The 14,511-nt window shown below is 60.3% G+C and carries 14 protein-coding genes; all 14 read left to right on the plus strand.

Features of this window, described 5'->3' with window-relative positions:
* The first annotated feature begins 175 nt into the window (after positions 1-175).
* The 14 genes from ACR9ZQ_RS27270 to ACR9ZQ_RS27335 all read left to right on the plus strand — a co-directional run bounded on the left by ACR9ZQ_RS27270 (position 176) and on the right by ACR9ZQ_RS27335 (position 14,508).
* The gene (locus tag ACR9ZQ_RS27270) at positions 176-682 is read left to right on the plus strand and encodes a protease inhibitor Inh/omp19 family protein (RefSeq protein WP_113324722.1); all 507 of its coding nucleotides are present in this window, start codon (positions 176-178) and stop codon (positions 680-682) included.
* 48 nt (positions 683-730) lie between these two features.
* Positions 731-1,894: a cell division protein ZapE gene (gene zapE, locus ACR9ZQ_RS27275; RefSeq protein ID WP_310384991.1), complete on the plus strand. Its 1,164-nt coding sequence runs from the start codon at positions 731-733 to the stop codon at positions 1,892-1,894.
* A gap of 174 nt (positions 1,895-2,068) precedes the next feature.
* Positions 2,069-3,031: a malate dehydrogenase gene (gene mdh, locus ACR9ZQ_RS27280; protein ID WP_007822364.1), complete on the plus strand. Its 963-nt coding sequence runs from the start codon at positions 2,069-2,071 to the stop codon at positions 3,029-3,031.
* A 36-nt stretch (positions 3,032-3,067) separates the two neighbouring features.
* The gene (sucC, locus tag ACR9ZQ_RS27285; RefSeq protein ID WP_310384986.1) at positions 3,068-4,261 is read left to right on the plus strand and encodes an ADP-forming succinate--CoA ligase subunit beta; all 1,194 of its coding nucleotides are present in this window, start codon (positions 3,068-3,070) and stop codon (positions 4,259-4,261) included.
* Between the two features lie 8 nt (positions 4,262-4,269).
* Positions 4,270-4,761, plus strand: coding sequence for a DUF1579 family protein (locus ACR9ZQ_RS27290; RefSeq protein WP_310384983.1), 492 nt, complete (start codon positions 4,270-4,272; stop codon positions 4,759-4,761).
* Between the two features lie 13 nt (positions 4,762-4,774).
* The gene (sucD, locus tag ACR9ZQ_RS27295; protein ID WP_310384981.1) at positions 4,775-5,677 is read left to right on the plus strand and encodes a succinate--CoA ligase subunit alpha; all 903 of its coding nucleotides are present in this window, start codon (positions 4,775-4,777) and stop codon (positions 5,675-5,677) included.
* A gap of 170 nt (positions 5,678-5,847) precedes the next feature.
* Positions 5,848-8,832, plus strand: a complete 2,985-nt coding sequence (locus ACR9ZQ_RS27300) for a 2-oxoglutarate dehydrogenase E1 component (protein ID WP_113324711.1) — start codon at positions 5,848-5,850, stop codon at positions 8,830-8,832.
* A 17-nt stretch (positions 8,833-8,849) separates the two neighbouring features.
* Complete coding sequence (locus ACR9ZQ_RS27305; protein WP_310384978.1) at positions 8,850-9,149, plus strand: YciI family protein; 300 nt, start codon at positions 8,850-8,852, stop codon at positions 9,147-9,149.
* A gap of 49 nt (positions 9,150-9,198) precedes the next feature.
* Entirely contained in the window at positions 9,199-10,446 is a 1,248-nt protein-coding gene (odhB, locus tag ACR9ZQ_RS27310; RefSeq protein WP_310384976.1) for a 2-oxoglutarate dehydrogenase complex dihydrolipoyllysine-residue succinyltransferase, read from the plus strand.
* Between the two features lie 15 nt (positions 10,447-10,461).
* The gene (locus tag ACR9ZQ_RS27315; RefSeq protein WP_310384975.1) at positions 10,462-11,202 is read left to right on the plus strand and encodes a DUF4241 domain-containing protein; all 741 of its coding nucleotides are present in this window, start codon (positions 10,462-10,464) and stop codon (positions 11,200-11,202) included.
* 13 nt (positions 11,203-11,215) lie between these two features.
* On the plus strand, positions 11,216-11,728 hold the full coding sequence (locus ACR9ZQ_RS27320; RefSeq protein WP_439016765.1) for a hypothetical protein: 513 nt from the start codon (positions 11,216-11,218) through the stop codon (positions 11,726-11,728).
* The gene (locus ACR9ZQ_RS27325) at positions 11,725-12,477 is read left to right on the plus strand and encodes an SDR family oxidoreductase (protein WP_310384971.1); all 753 of its coding nucleotides are present in this window, start codon (positions 11,725-11,727) and stop codon (positions 12,475-12,477) included. The genes ACR9ZQ_RS27320 and ACR9ZQ_RS27325 overlap by 4 nt, the downstream gene beginning before the upstream one ends.
* Before the next feature lie 24 nt (positions 12,478-12,501).
* On the plus strand, positions 12,502-13,905 hold the full coding sequence (lpdA, locus tag ACR9ZQ_RS27330; RefSeq protein ID WP_310384970.1) for a dihydrolipoyl dehydrogenase: 1,404 nt from the start codon (positions 12,502-12,504) through the stop codon (positions 13,903-13,905).
* Positions 13,906-14,007: 102 nt separating this feature from the next.
* Positions 14,008-14,508 carry a cytochrome b gene (locus tag ACR9ZQ_RS27335; protein WP_481429074.1) on the plus strand — a complete coding sequence of 167 codons (501 nt, stop codon included), beginning with the start codon at positions 14,008-14,010 and terminating at the stop codon, positions 14,506-14,508.
* The last annotated feature ends 3 nt before the right edge of the window (positions 14,509-14,511 follow it).

A 14,511-nucleotide genomic window follows, 5' to 3' on the forward strand; every position in this document is an offset into this window, starting at 1 on the left:
TATTTTATCAGCAAGAAGTCCGGCGAGCGGTCGGTTGAATTGTGCCGGCCTTGCTATAGGTGTCACGAAGGCCGATTTGCGTTGTGCTGACTTGATTAACCAAAGTGAAATACGGTAATTCGAACCTACAATTGAAATATCTCTGCGGTTGAGACGGACATTCGGGAGCTTGATGATGCAGTTGCGATATGTGGTGACGGGTCTAACGGCCGCTCTGGCCTTGGCGGGATGCCAGCGCACCTCATATGATTACAGCAGTAACAACGCACCTCCGCCGTTGACCGCGCAGCCGGTACCCTCCGTGCAGGGCGGCCAGCTTCCGCCGCCGGCCGGGCAGTTTCCTGCCGCGCCGACCTCGACGGCGCCGATGGCTGGTGTTCAGCCGGGTGGCGCAGCACCCGCGACCTCTCTTGATGTCACCAAGGAATCGATGGTCGGCAGCTGGCGTGTCAACGGTACCTGCGACATGTTCCTGACGCTCACCAATCTCGGCAGCGGATCGCGTGGCGGTACGCGCGGTTGTGTTGGCGAGCTGACGGCTATGGGTTCCTGGGAAGTTTCCGGCAAGCAGGTTCTGCTCAAGGACCGCAGCGGCAACCAGATCGGTTCCGTCTACAAGGTTGCCGACAACAGCTTCAATGGCCAGACCTCGACCGGGCAGCCGATCACCCTCAGCCGGTAAGTCAATCCGGCGGGGTTCCGCCGGTTGCGCATAGGCGGACAAGCCCTCATGCAGCCAATGCCAGACTATTCGCTCAGCGTCACCGAGCAGCTCAAATCGCTGACGGCTTCGGAGACGTTGCAGGTTGATTCCGCCCAGATGGATGTGGCCAAGTGTCTTGACCGGGTGCTTGCCTCTCTCAAGCAGAAACGGCCTGCCGCCAAGAGCAGCGCGCTCGGCTGGCTGTTTGCATCCAAGAAGAAGACGGAGAGCGGCATCAAGGGCCTCTATATCCATGGCAGCGTCGGGCGCGGCAAGACGATGCTCATGGACATGTTCTTCCAAATGGCGCCCTGCCGGAAAAAGCGGCGCGCGCATTTCCATGAGTTCATGGCCGATGTGCACAATCGCATCGCTGCTCACCGGCTGAAGCTGAAGAACGGCGAGACGAAGCAGGCCGATCCGATGCCGCCGGTCGCCGCTGCCCTTTTCGGGGAAGCGGAACTGCTCTGCTTCGACGAATTCACCGTCACCGATATCGCCGATGCGATGATCCTGTCGCGGCTGTTCTCCGAGCTTTTCGCGCGCGGCTGCGTGCTGGTGGCGACCTCGAATGTCGAGCCCGACAATCTCTACAAGGACGGCCTCAATCGCGGGCTTTTCCTGCCTTTCGTCGGTCTCCTCAAAAAACATGTCGAGATCGTCTCGCTCGATTCGCCGACCGACTACCGGATGGAGAAGCTGAACAGTCAGCCGGTCTACCTCATCCCGATCGATGAGCGCACCGACATGGCGATGGATGCGTCCTGGACGCAGGCGCTGCACGGCCGCAAGGCGCAGCCGACGGACATTGCCATGAAGGGGCGGGCAATCCATGTGCCGCTCGCCGTCGACCGCATGGCGCGCTTCTCCTTCTCCGATCTCTGCGAAAAGCCGCTGGGTGCAGTCGATTTCCTCGCCATCGCCGAACGCTTCGATACGATCTTCCTCGATCACATTCCCTTGCTCGGCCCTGAAAAGCGGAACCAGATCAAACGCCTCATCATTCTGATCGATACGTTCTACGATCATGGCACCCGCCTCTATGCTTCCGCCGCCGCCATGCCCGAAAATCTGCTCGTCGAAAGACGCGGCACCGAAGGCTTTGAATTCGATCGTACGGCATCTCGTCTTTTTGAGATGAGAAGCGCGGAATATCTTGCGGCGCATCATGAACGGCGGGCTGCCGAGTAACACTTTGGTGACAATTGATCTTACGTTTACGTAAGAATTTTAATATCTAAACGATTGAAATTGCTGCACCAAAAATAATGGATTGCCATTTTTTGGCTTTAGGTCTATGCGATTGCGGCATTGGGCGATGCCCGCGCGTCGCCCGACGGATTTTGATCGCAAAGGAAAAGCGAAATGGCGCGTAACAAGATCGCACTCATCGGTTCTGGCATGATTGGTGGCACGCTGGCGCATCTCGCCGGCCTGAAGGAACTGGGCGACATCGTCCTCTTCGACATCGCCGACGGTATTCCCCAGGGCAAGGGTCTCGACATCGCACAGTCCTCCCCGGTTGAAGGCTTCGACGCCAATCTGACCGGCGCCAGCGACTATTCCGCGATCGAAGGCGCTGACGTCTGCATCGTCACTGCCGGCGTTCCGCGCAAGCCGGGCATGAGCCGCGATGACCTTCTCGGCATCAACCTCAAGGTCATGGAGCAGGTCGGCGCCGGCATCAAGAAGTATGCCCCGAACGCTTTCGTGATCTGCATCACCAACCCGCTCGACGCGATGGTCTGGGCGTTGCAGAAGTTCTCCGGCCTCCCGGCCAACAAGGTCGTCGGCATGGCCGGCGTTCTCGACTCTTCGCGCTTCCGTCTTTTCCTCGCCAAGGAATTCAACGTTTCCGTTCAGGACGTCACGGCCTTCGTTCTCGGCGGCCACGGCGACACTATGGTGCCGCTCGCCCGTTATTCGACCGTTGGCGGCATTCCGCTGACCGACCTCGTCACCATGGGCTGGGTCACCAAGGAACGCCTCGAAGAAATCATCCAGCGCACCCGTGACGGCGGCGCCGAAATCGTCGGCCTGCTCAAGACCGGTTCGGCCTATTACGCTCCGGCCGCTTCGGCGATCGAAATGGCTGAATCCTACCTCAAGGACAAGAAGCGCGTTCTGCCCTGCGCTGCCCACCTCACGGGCCAGTACGGCGTGAAGGACATGTATGTCGGCGTTCCCACCGTCATCGGTGCCGGCGGCGTCGAGCGCATCATCGAGATCGACCTCAACAAGACCGAGAAGGAAGCCTTCGACAAGTCCGTCGGCGCCGTTGCCGGTCTCTGCGAAGCCTGCATCAACATCGCGCCCGCCCTCAAGTAACTGGTGCGCTGAAGTTATCGAAATAGGGATAAACCCATGAACATTCATGAATATCAGGCCAAGGCTCTGCTAAAGGGCTATGGCGCGCCGGTCGCGCAGGGTGTGGCGATCCTCAAGGTTGAAGAAGCCGAGGCTGCCGCCAGGTCGCTTCCCGGCCCGCTCTACGTGGTCAAGAGCCAGATCCATGCAGGCGGCCGCGGCAAGGGCAAGTTTAGGGAACTCGGCCCGGATGCCAAGGGTGGTGTCCGTCTCGCCAAGTCGATCGATGAAGTCGTTGCGCATGCCAAGGAAATGCTTGGCAATACGCTGGTAACCGCGCAGACCGGCGAAGCCGGCAAGCAGGTCAATCGCCTCTACATCGAAGACGGTGCCGACATTGCTCGCGAGCTCTATTGCTCGCTCCTGGTCGACCGTTCGGTCGGCAAGGTGGCCTTCGTCGTTTCGACCGAAGGCGGCATGGATATCGAAGCAGTCGCTCACGATACGCCTGAGAAGATCCACACGATCGCCATCGATCCGGAAGCTGGTGTGACAGCTTCCGACGTTGCTGCGATCTCCAAGGCGCTTCAGCTTGACGGTGCGGCTGCAGAAGACGCCAAGACGCTCTTCCCGGCGCTCTACAAGGCTTTCGGCGAGAAGGACATGGCCCTGCTCGAGGTCAATCCGCTGATCGTGATGAAGGATGGCCACCTGCGCGTTCTCGATGCAAAGATGTCTTTCGATGGCAACGCTCTTTTCCGCCACGACGACGTGAAGACGCTTCGCGACGAGACGGAAGAAGACGCCAAGGAAATCGAGGCCTCCAAGTGGGACCTCGCCTATGTCGCGCTTGACGGCAACATCGGCTGCATGGTCAACGGTGCTGGCCTTGCCATGGCGACGATGGATATCATCAAGCTTTACGGCAAGGAGCCGGCAAACTTCTGCGACGTCGGCGGCGGCGCCGGCAAGGAGAAGGTCGCTGCAGCCTTCAAGATCATCACCGCAGACCCCAAGGTCGAAGGCATTCTCGTCAACATCTTCGGCGGCATCATGAAGTGCGATGTCATCGCCGAGGGCGTCATTGCCGCGGTCAAGGAAGTCGGTCTCAAGGTTCCGCTCGTCGTTCGCCTTGAAGGCACGAATGTCGATCTCGGCAAGAAGATCCTGAACGAATCGGGTCTGGCGATCACGGCGGCTGACGATCTCGACGATGCGGCCAAGAAGATCGTCGCTGCGATCAACGGTTGAGAACGGTCATGGCTTTCCAGTCCACGCCCAGTGCTGCTCATCTCCGCCTCGATGCCTTTGCCGGTGTCTGGGAGGGGGAAGAGCATGTCGCGGCTTCGGCGTGGACAAAGGAAGGCAAGGCCAGCGCTTCGCTTTCTGGCGAGGCGCTGTTCGGCGGATTTTTCCTCGAGCAGCGTTACTGCCAGATGCGCGACGGCGAAGTTTCCTTCGAAGCCCGCAATGTTTTCGGCTTCGATAGTTCGAACCAGAGCTACAAACTCTACCAGTTCGACAGCGTCGGTTTTGCTCCGCCCACGCCGGCTTCCGGCGCGTGGAATGGCGATGAACTCGTGCTGATCAAGACTTCTCCGCGCGGAAGGCAGCGCACCGCGTTCACATTTGAAAATGAAGACTGCTACCGGATGGGCGTCAGCTTTTCGCCTGCAGGCAGCGATACTTGGCAGGAGATCGTCAGCGGCATCTATCGTCGCGCGTCTCTCACGTCTTCCAACCTCTTCTAGACAAAGGCCCCGCATGTCTATTCTCGTCAACAAAGACACCAAGATCCTGGTTCAGGGTCTGACCGGCAAGACCGGTACATTCCACACCGAACAGGCGCTTGCTTACTACGGCACGCAGATGGTCGGTGGTATTCACCCGAAGAAGGGTGGCGAAACCTGGACCGGCTCCAAGGGCGAAAGCCTGCCGATCTTCGCAACCGTTGCCGAAGGCAAGGAAAAGACCGGCGCCAACGCGTCCGTCATCTATGTTCCGCCGGCAGGCGCAGCCGATGCGATCATCGAGGCGATCGACGCCGAGATCCCGTTCATCACCTGTATCACCGAAGGTATCCCGGTCCTGGACATGGTTCGCGTCAAGGCTCGCCTCGAGCGCTCCAAGTCGCGCCTGCTCGGCCCGAACTGCCCAGGCATCCTGACGCCGGAAGAATGCAAGATCGGCATTATGCCGGGCTCGATCTTCCGCAAGGGTTCGGTCGGTATCGTTTCCCGCTCCGGCACGCTGACCTACGAAGCTGTCTTCCAGACCTCCAACGAAGGTCTCGGCCAGACGACGGCTGTCGGCATCGGCGGCGACCCGGTCAAGGGCACCGAATTCATCGACGTGCTCGAAATGTTCCTCGCCGACGAAGCCACGACCTCGATCATCATGATCGGCGAAATCGGCGGTTCGGCTGAAGAAGACGCAGCGCAGTTCCTCAAGGACGAGGCCAAGAAGGGCCGCAAGAAGCCGATGGCGGGCTTCATCGCGGGCCGTACGGCACCGAAGGGCCGCACGATGGGCCATGCCGGTGCTGTGGTTTCCGGTGGCAAGGGCGACGCTGAATCGAAGATCGCGGCGATGGAATCGGCAGGCATCAAGGTGTCGCCGTCTCCGGCTCGCCTCGGCAAGACGCTGGTTGAAGTCCTCAAGGGCTAAACCAACTTATATACCCCGGGCGGAGGAACGGCATCCTGGCCTCCGCCCGGCTCTCCACTTACTCAATGCGGATGCGCCGCGGACAGGCGGCAATCGGAATGCGGCAGCCGGCGATGAAGCCGGCAAATTCATCTAAGTCAGGAGGCGGGCGGAAGCGTCCGCGTAACACCATGGCACGGCAAGAAGCCAACGAGCAATTTCAGATCACCTCGTTTCTGGATGGCGCCAATGCTGCCTATATCGAGCAGCTCTACGCCCGTTATGAAGACGATCCCAACTCGGTCGACGATCAGTGGCGGTCCTTCTTCAAGGCGCTGGAAGACGATCCTGCTGATGTGAAGAAGGCGGCCAAGGGAGCATCCTGGCGCAAGAAGAACTGGCCGCTGCAGGCAAGCGGCGATCTCGTCTCGGCGCTCGACGGCGACTGGGGCATCGTCGAAAAGGTCATCGAGACCAAGGTAAAGGCCAAGGCCGAAGCCGCCGGCCAGCCGGCAGGCGCCGCCGACGTGCTGCAGGCGACGCGCGATTCCGTCCGCGCCATCATGATGATCCGCGCATATCGCATGCGTGGCCATCTGCACGCCAAGCTCGATCCGCTTGGTATCGCCGCCCCGGTCGACGACTATCACGAGCTTTCGCCCGAAAATTACGGCTTCACGGCTGCCGACTACGATCGCAAGATCTTCATCGATAACGTGCTCGGCCTCGAATATGCGACCCTCCGCGAGATGATCGAGATCCTCGAGCGCACCTATTGCTCGACCCTCGGCGTCGAATTCATGCACATTTCCAATCCGGAAGAAAAGGCATGGATCCAGGAACGTATCGAAGGTCCGGACAAGGGCGTTGCTTTCTCGGCTGAAGGCAAGAAGGCGATCCTCGCCAAGCTCGTCGAAGCCGAAGGCTACGAACAGTTCCTCGACGTCAAGTTCAAGGGCACCAAGCGCTTCGGCCTGGATGGCGGTGAATCACTGATCCCGGCACTCGAACAGATCCTCAAGCGTGGCGGCCATCTCGGCCTCAAGGAAGCCGTGTTCGGCATGGCGCACCGCGGTCGCCTGAACGTGCTTTCCCAGGTCATGGGCAAGCCGCACCGCGCCATCTTCCACGAGTTCAAGGGCGGCTCCTACGCTCCCGACGAAGTCGAAGGTTCAGGCGACGTGAAGTACCATCTCGGTGCTTCCTCCGACCGCGAATTCGACGGCAACAAGGTGCACGTCTCGCTGACGGCAAACCCGTCGCACCTTGAAATCGTCGACCCTGTCGTCATGGGCAAGGCGCGCGCCAAGCAGGACATGAGTGCCACCGTCTGGGACGGCGACATCATTCCGCTGTCGGAACGCGCCAAGGTTCTGCCGCTCCTGATCCACGGCGACGCGGCCTTTGCCGGCCAGGGCGTCATTGCCGAAATCCTCGGCCTGTCCGGTCTGCGCGGCCATCGCGTTGCCGGCACGATGCACGTCATCATCAACAACCAGATCGGCTTCACCACGAACCCGGCCTTTTCGCGCTCGTCGCCCTATCCGTCCGACGTCGCCAAGATGATCGAAGCACCGATCCTGCACGTCAATGGCGACGATCCGGAAGCCGTGGTCTATGCGGCGAAGATCGCGATGGAATTCCGCATGAAATTCCACAAGCCTGTCGTGCTCGACATGTTCTGCTATCGCCGCTACGGCCACAATGAAGGCGATGAGCCGTCCTTCACGCAGCCGAAGATGTACAAGGTCATTCGTGGTCACAAGACAGTCCTGCAGCTCTATGCAGACCGTCTCGTTCGCGAAGGCCTGCTCACCGACGGCGAAGTCGAAAAGATGAAGGCCGACTGGCGCGCCCATCTCGAGCAGGAGTTCGAAGCTGGCCAGCACTACAAGCCGAACAAGGCCGACTGGCTGGACGGCGAATGGTCCGGCCTGCGCACGGCTGACAATGCCGACGAACAGCGCCGCGGCAAGACTGCCGTGCCGATGAAAACGCTCAAGGATATCGGCCGCAAGCTGTCGGAGATTCCGGCTGGATTCAACGCGCATCGCACGATCCAGCGCTTCATGGAAAACCGCGCCAACATGGTCCAGAGTGGCGAAGGTCTCGACTGGGCGATGGCCGAAGCGTTGGCTTTCGGCGCGCTCGTCGTCGAGGGCCACAAGATCCGTCTGTCCGGTCAGGATTGCGAACGCGGTACCTTCTCGCAGCGCCACTCGGTTCTCTACGATCAGGAAACCGAAGAGCGCTACATTCCGCTCGCGAACCTGTCGCCGACACAGGCCCGTTACGAAGTCATCAACTCGATGCTTTCGGAAGAAGCCGTTCTCGGCTTCGAATACGGCTATTCGCTGGCTCGTCCGAATGCGCTGACGCTCTGGGAAGCCCAGTTCGGTGACTTCGCAAACGGTGCGCAGGTCGTGTTCGACCAGTTCATCTCGTCTGGCGAACGCAAGTGGCTGCGCATGTCGGGCCTCGTCTGCCTGCTGCCGCATGGCTATGAAGGCCAAGGTCCGGAACACTCGTCCGCCCGTCTGGAGCGCTATCTCCAGCTCTGCGCGGAAGACAACATGCAGGTCGCCAACGTCACGACGCCGGCGAACTACTTCCACATCCTGCGCCGCCAGCTGAAGCGCGATTTCCGCAAGCCGCTCATCCTGATGACGCCGAAGTCGCTGCTGCGCCACAAGCGCGCTGTCTCGACGCTTGCCGAAATGGCTGGCGAATCCTCCTTCCACCGTCTCCTGTGGGACGATGCGGAGGTCATCAAGGATGGCCCGATCAAGCTGCAGAAGGATGCCAAGATCCGTCGCGTCGTCATCTGCACCGGCAAGGTCTATTACGACCTGCTGGAAGAGCGCGAAAAGCGCGGTATCGACGACATCTACCTGCTGCGTATCGAGCAGCTCTATCCCTTCCCGGCCAAGGCGCTCATCAACGAGCTGTCCCGCTTCCGGAATGCAGAGATGGTGTGGTGCCAGGAAGAGCCGAAGAACATGGGTGCATGGTCGTTCATCGACCCGTATCTGGAATGGGTGCTCGCCCATATCGATGCGAAGTACCAGCGCGTTCGCTATACGGGTCGCCCGGCCGCCGCTTCGCCGGCAACGGGCCTGATGTCAAAGCATCTGTCGCAGCTCGCCGCGTTCCTCGAGGATGCGCTGGGCGGCTAACAAAAAGGGGGAGCGCGATGGCATATTTCTTCATGAGACTTGTGCCGCCGCGCTCCACATTCCCGCATGACGGGACCGGGGAGGAAATGGCGGCGATGAAACGCCATGCCGAATATTGGCACCAGAACGTTCTTGCAGGATCGGCGATTGCCGTTGGTCCTGTCTTCGAGGGTGAAGGGGCTTTCGGTATCGCGGTCGTCGAGGTTGCAGACCAGGCAGCAGCGCAGGCGCTTGCCGATGCGGACCCGATCATCACTTCCGGCTTCGGTTTTCGTTTCGACGTCTTGCCAATGCCCTCCGTCATTCTCCGGCCCTAAGCCGGGACCGCTGTCTAACACGATAACAAGCACAATCAGGATTTGAACAATGGCCACAGAAATCCGCGTTCCAACACTCGGTGAATCCGTCAGCGAGGCAACCGTCGGCACCTGGTTCAAGAAGGTCGGCGACGCCGTGAAGGCCGACGAGCCCATTCTCGAGCTTGAAACCGACAAGGTGACCATCGAAGTTCCGGCTCCGGCGTCCGGCACGCTTTCGGAAATCGTCGCCCAGGCTGGCGAGACGGTTGGTCTCGGTGCGCTTCTCGGCCAGATCGCCGAAGGTGCGGCTGCCGCAGCTGCTCCAGCTGCGGCAGCCCCGGCAGCAGCACCTGCTGCACCTGCTCCGACGCCAGCTGCTCCGGTTGCTGCCGCTGCTGCTCCGGCCGCCTCCGTATCCTCCATGCCGCCGGCTCCGGCTGCGGCAAAGATGCTGGCGGAGAACAATCTCTCGGCCGATCAGGTTGATGGCAGCGGCAAGCGCGGCCAGGTTTTAAAGGGTGATGTCATCGCCGCTGTCGCCAAGGCTGCAGCAGCTCCAGCCGCTGCACCGGCAGCGCCTGCCGCTCCGCGCGGTCCTTCGACGGTAGAAGATGCGGGACGCGAAGAGCGCGTGAAGATGACGCGCCTGCGCCAGACGATCGCCAAGCGCCTCAAGGATGCACAGAACACGGCTGCGATGCTGACCACCTACAACGAGGTGGACATGAAGGCCGTCATGGACCTGCGCAACAAGTACAAGGATGTCTTCGAGAAGAAGCACGGCGTGAAGCTCGGCTTCATGGGCTTCTTCACCAAGGCCGTCACGCACGCGCTCAAGGAACTGCCGGCCGTCAACGCCGAGATCGACGGTACCGACATCATCTACAAGAACTACTGCCATGTCGGCATGGCTGTCGGTACCGACAAGGGCCTCGTCGTTCCCGTCATCCGTGACGCCGATCAGATGTCGATCGCCGAAATCGAGAAGGAGCTCGGCCGTCTTGCCAAGGCAGCCCGTGACGGCTCGCTCTCAATGGCCGAGATGCAGGGCGGCACCTTCACCATCACCAATGGTGGCGTCTACGGCTCGCTGATGTCTTCGCCGATCCTGAACGCGCCGCAGTCGGGCATTCTCGGCATGCACAAGATCCAGGAGCGTCCGGTTGCCATCGGTGGTCAGGTTGTCATCCGCCCGATGATGTATCTGGCTCTCTCCTACGACCACCGCATCGTCGACGGCAAGGAAGCCGTGACCTTCCTCGTGCGCGTCAAGGAAAGCCTGGAAGATCCGGAACGTCTGGTTCTGGACCTCTAAGCGGAGCGATCTGCCATGCGAGACCGGATCATGCGAGCGGCGGGCGCAGTGTTCTGCGCCACGGTTGCCTTCATGCCGGTCTCGGCTCTCGCCTTCGATGTGAACAAGGCGAGCAGCAATTTCGACTTCGCATCGCTTGATGATGCCGAGCTTTCCGCACGCCACATCAAGACTGTCGACATGGGCAATGTCGAACTGACCTCGGGCCGTATCGTTGCCGCCGATCCGTTGGCACAGCCGGATCGGCCGGCATTGGCAAAGACGGTTCCTGTCGGTGAATATCCGGTACGGCTCTACGAGGCTTTCGGGCGGGTTGCGGCGTCAAGCATGCGCATTGCCGAGGGCAAGCCCGATCACTGGGAGCTTGCGACCATTCCGGGCCAGGATGTCGCTACGCTGAAGGGTGACGAGATCTTCGGCTATCCCGTCGATGCCGGTCTCGGCAGCTACATGGATGCCGACACGCTTGATCTGATCGGGGAACGCGAGCAGCAGGTGCAGGCTGCAAAGCCGGATTCCGACGTGAACTATTATGACGTGGTCGCCTCCGAACTCGATGCCAACAAGGGGGTCTATGACCTGCACCGGCCGATCGCCGGCAAGAAGGGCAATGTGGCGATATTCTGGAGCGGCTGGGGCGATGGCTTCTATCCGGTATTCTGGGGACTGGACAAGGACGGGCGTCCGCTGGTGCTGCTGACGGATTTCCAGGTCACCGAGAATGCCGACGGGCGCAGGGAGCCGAACCACAAATGAACGGGCAGGGCACATGCTGACCAAGCAGAAAAGTGTAGTTGCGATGATGATCGCCGCGCTTTCCTGCGCGCCGGCTTCGGCCGTTGCCGCCGATTGCCAGCAGGGCAAGGCGATCTACGCTGATCGCGATGGCGCCTACGAACTGCGCTTTTCGCCGATTACGTCTGAAGCCGTGTCGTCAAGCCACCAGTTCAAGCTCAGCGCGCTCAAGACCTCAGTCGTCATGGATGGCTATGTCATGTCCTCGGACGATCCGGAGCGCACCATGGGCATGGTCCTGTTCAACTGCCCGGATGGCGATGTCACGGGTGCCGATCTCGATGGCTGCACGGTCTGGCAGGGCTTCGTCTATCGCGCAAGTGCCGATGGCGGGCTCGACAACCTGCAGTCCGGCGACAGCCCGGCAACCGAAAAGATCGTCTTTCCCGGCCTCGGCCCAGCGATCCGCCAGTCTTCCGCCTGGGGTGACGGCAAGGCGACTGTCGCTCCCTGGGACGTCCTCGATTTCAAGGGATGTGCACAATGACCGACAGTCCCGTTCTTCTCGTTACCGGTGGTAGCCGCGGCATAGGTGCTGCAGCCTGCCTGGCTGCCGCGCGTCACGGCTGGCGCGTTGCGGTGAACTATGCCTCGAATGAAGAGGCGGCAAATGCCGTGGTCTCGGAGATCAAGAAGGCTGGCGGCAATGCGATCGCGATCAAGGGCGATGTCGGCAATGCCGCCGATATCGTCTCGATGTTCGAGGCGATCGATAGGCATTTCGGGCGGCTGGATGGGCTGGTGAACAATGCCGGTATTGTCGATTACATCGCACGTGTCGATGAAATGTCGGCCGAGCGCCTCGAGCGGATGATGCGGATCAATGTGACGGGTTCGATCCTTTGCGCCGGCGAGGCAGTGCGGCGCATGTCCACCCGGCATGGCGGACAAGGCGGCGCGATCGTCAATGTCTCCTCCATGGCGGCGGTGATTGGCGGGCCGGCACAATATGTCGATTATGCCGCATCGAAGGCAGCCATCGATACGTTCACGATCGGACTTTCCAAGGAAGTCGCGGCCGAGGGTATCAGGGTGAATGCGATCCGTCCCGGCATCATCGAAACGGATATTCATGCCTCCGGCGGGCAGCCGCACAGGCCGAAAGAAATGGCTTCATCGATCCCGATGAAGCGAACCGGACAGGCGGAGGAGGTGGCCGATGCGATCGTCTATCTGCTTTCGTCTTCGGCATCGTACATAACAGGCGCGATCCTCAATGTGAGCGGCGGGCGCTAGTCAATAACGCAAAGGGAAAAAGTAATGTCCTATGATGTGATTGTTATCGGAACCGGCCCTGGCGGCTATGTCGCGGCAATCAAGGCTGCGCAACTCGGCCTCAAGGTCGCCGTCGTCGAGAAGCGCGCCACTTACGGCGGCACCTGCCTGAATGTCGGCTGCATCCCCTCCAAGGCGCTGCTGCACGCTTCCGAGATGTTCCACGCAACGCATCACATGGAAGAGCTCGGCATCGAGGTCGCCGCTCCGAAGCTCAATCTCGAAAAGATGCTGGCGCACAAGGATGCGACGGTAAAGTCGAACGTCGACGGCGTTGCCTTCCTCTTCAAGAAGAACAAGATCGATGCCTTCCACGGCACCGGCAAGATCGTCTCCGCCGGCAAGGTCTCGGTGACCGCCGAAGACGGCACGGTTCAAGAAATCGAAGGCAAGAACATCGTCATTGCCACCGGTTCCGACGTCGCCGGCATTCCGGGCGTGAAGGTCGATATCGATGAGAAGATCATCGTATCCTCCACCGGCGCCATTGCACTGGAAAAAGTGCCGGAAACGATGATCGTCGTTGGTGGCGGTGTCATCGGCCTCGAGCTTGGTTCGGTCTGGTCGCGACTCGGTGCGAAGGTCACCGTCATCGAATTTCTCGACAAGATCCTCGGCGCGATGGATGCCGATGTCTCAAAGCAGTTCCAGCGCATGCTCGGCAAGCAGGGCATCGACATCAAGCTGAGTTCCAAGGTGACTGGCGTCGAGAAGGGCGACAAGGGCGCCAGGGTGACATTCGAGCCGGTCGCTGGTGGCGCTGCGCAGACGCTTGAAGCGGATGTCGTCCTGATTTCCACTGGCCGCATTCCCTACACGGCAGGCCTTGGTCTGGAAGAAGCGGGCGTCAAGCTCGACAATCGCGGTCGTGTTGAAATCGACAGCCACTTCAAGACCAATGTCGAAGGTATCTACGCGATCGGCGACGTCGTGACGGGTCCGATGCTGGCGCACAAGGCCGAAGACGAAGGTGTGGCACTTGCCGAAATCCTCGCTGGCCAGCACGGTCATGTGAACTATGACGTCATCCCGAGCGTCGTCTACACGCAGCCGGAGGTCGCCTCCGTCGGCAAGACTGAGGAAGAGCTGAAGGCCGCCGGTGTCGCTTACAAGGTGGGCAAGTTCCCGTTCACAGCAAACGGCCGCGCCCGCGCGATGCTGACGACCGAAGGTTTCGTGAAGATCCTGTCCGACAAGGAAACCGACCAGGTGCTCGGCGGTCATATCGTCGGCTTCGGTGCCGGCGAGATGATCCACGAGATTACCGTGCTGATGGAATTCGGTGGTTCGGCAGAAGACCTTGGTCGCACCTGCCATGCGCATCCGACCATGTCGGAAGCCGTGAAGGAGGCAGCGCTGGCCGCTTTCTTCAAGCCGATCCATATGTGAGATTAAATATCAGCAATCATTCATAATGCCGCTTGCCTTCGGGCAGGCGGCGTTTTTATTTGGTGGGTAAGTTTCGCTAACTATTTGACGAAAGCCAAGAAAATGAATGATCGCGTCGTTTCCGGCTACAGTCTCTCCCAGCGTTTCCTTCACTGGGCGACCGTGCTCCTGGTCCTCTTCAACCTTCTTTTGCCTGATGGCATGAATGCCTGGTACCGGCTTATCCGCCACGGCGGCACGCCATTGCCGGAACAGATCGCTTCGGCCAATATCCACGCCTATGTCGGTATCGCAATCCTGCTTATGACGATCCTGAGGCTCGGCCTGCGCTTCGTGCAGGGCGTACCGCCTGAAGCCGCAAACGAACCGGCGATCTTTCGGCTCGCTGCCCGGCTGGCGCATGCGAGCCTCTATCTGCTGCTGCTCGCCCTGCCGGCTTCAGGCATTGCGGTCTACTATTTGGGTGTGGAAGCATTGGGCGCGCTGCATGCCGACGTCTTGAGGCTCATCCTCTGGATCGTCATCGTCGCGCATGTCTTTGGTGCGCTGGTCCATCAGTTCTATTGGAAGACAGATGTATTGCGGCGCATGACGATGGGCTGAGAA

The organism is Rhizobium sp. KNZ14-9A (genome assembly GCF_056755015.1).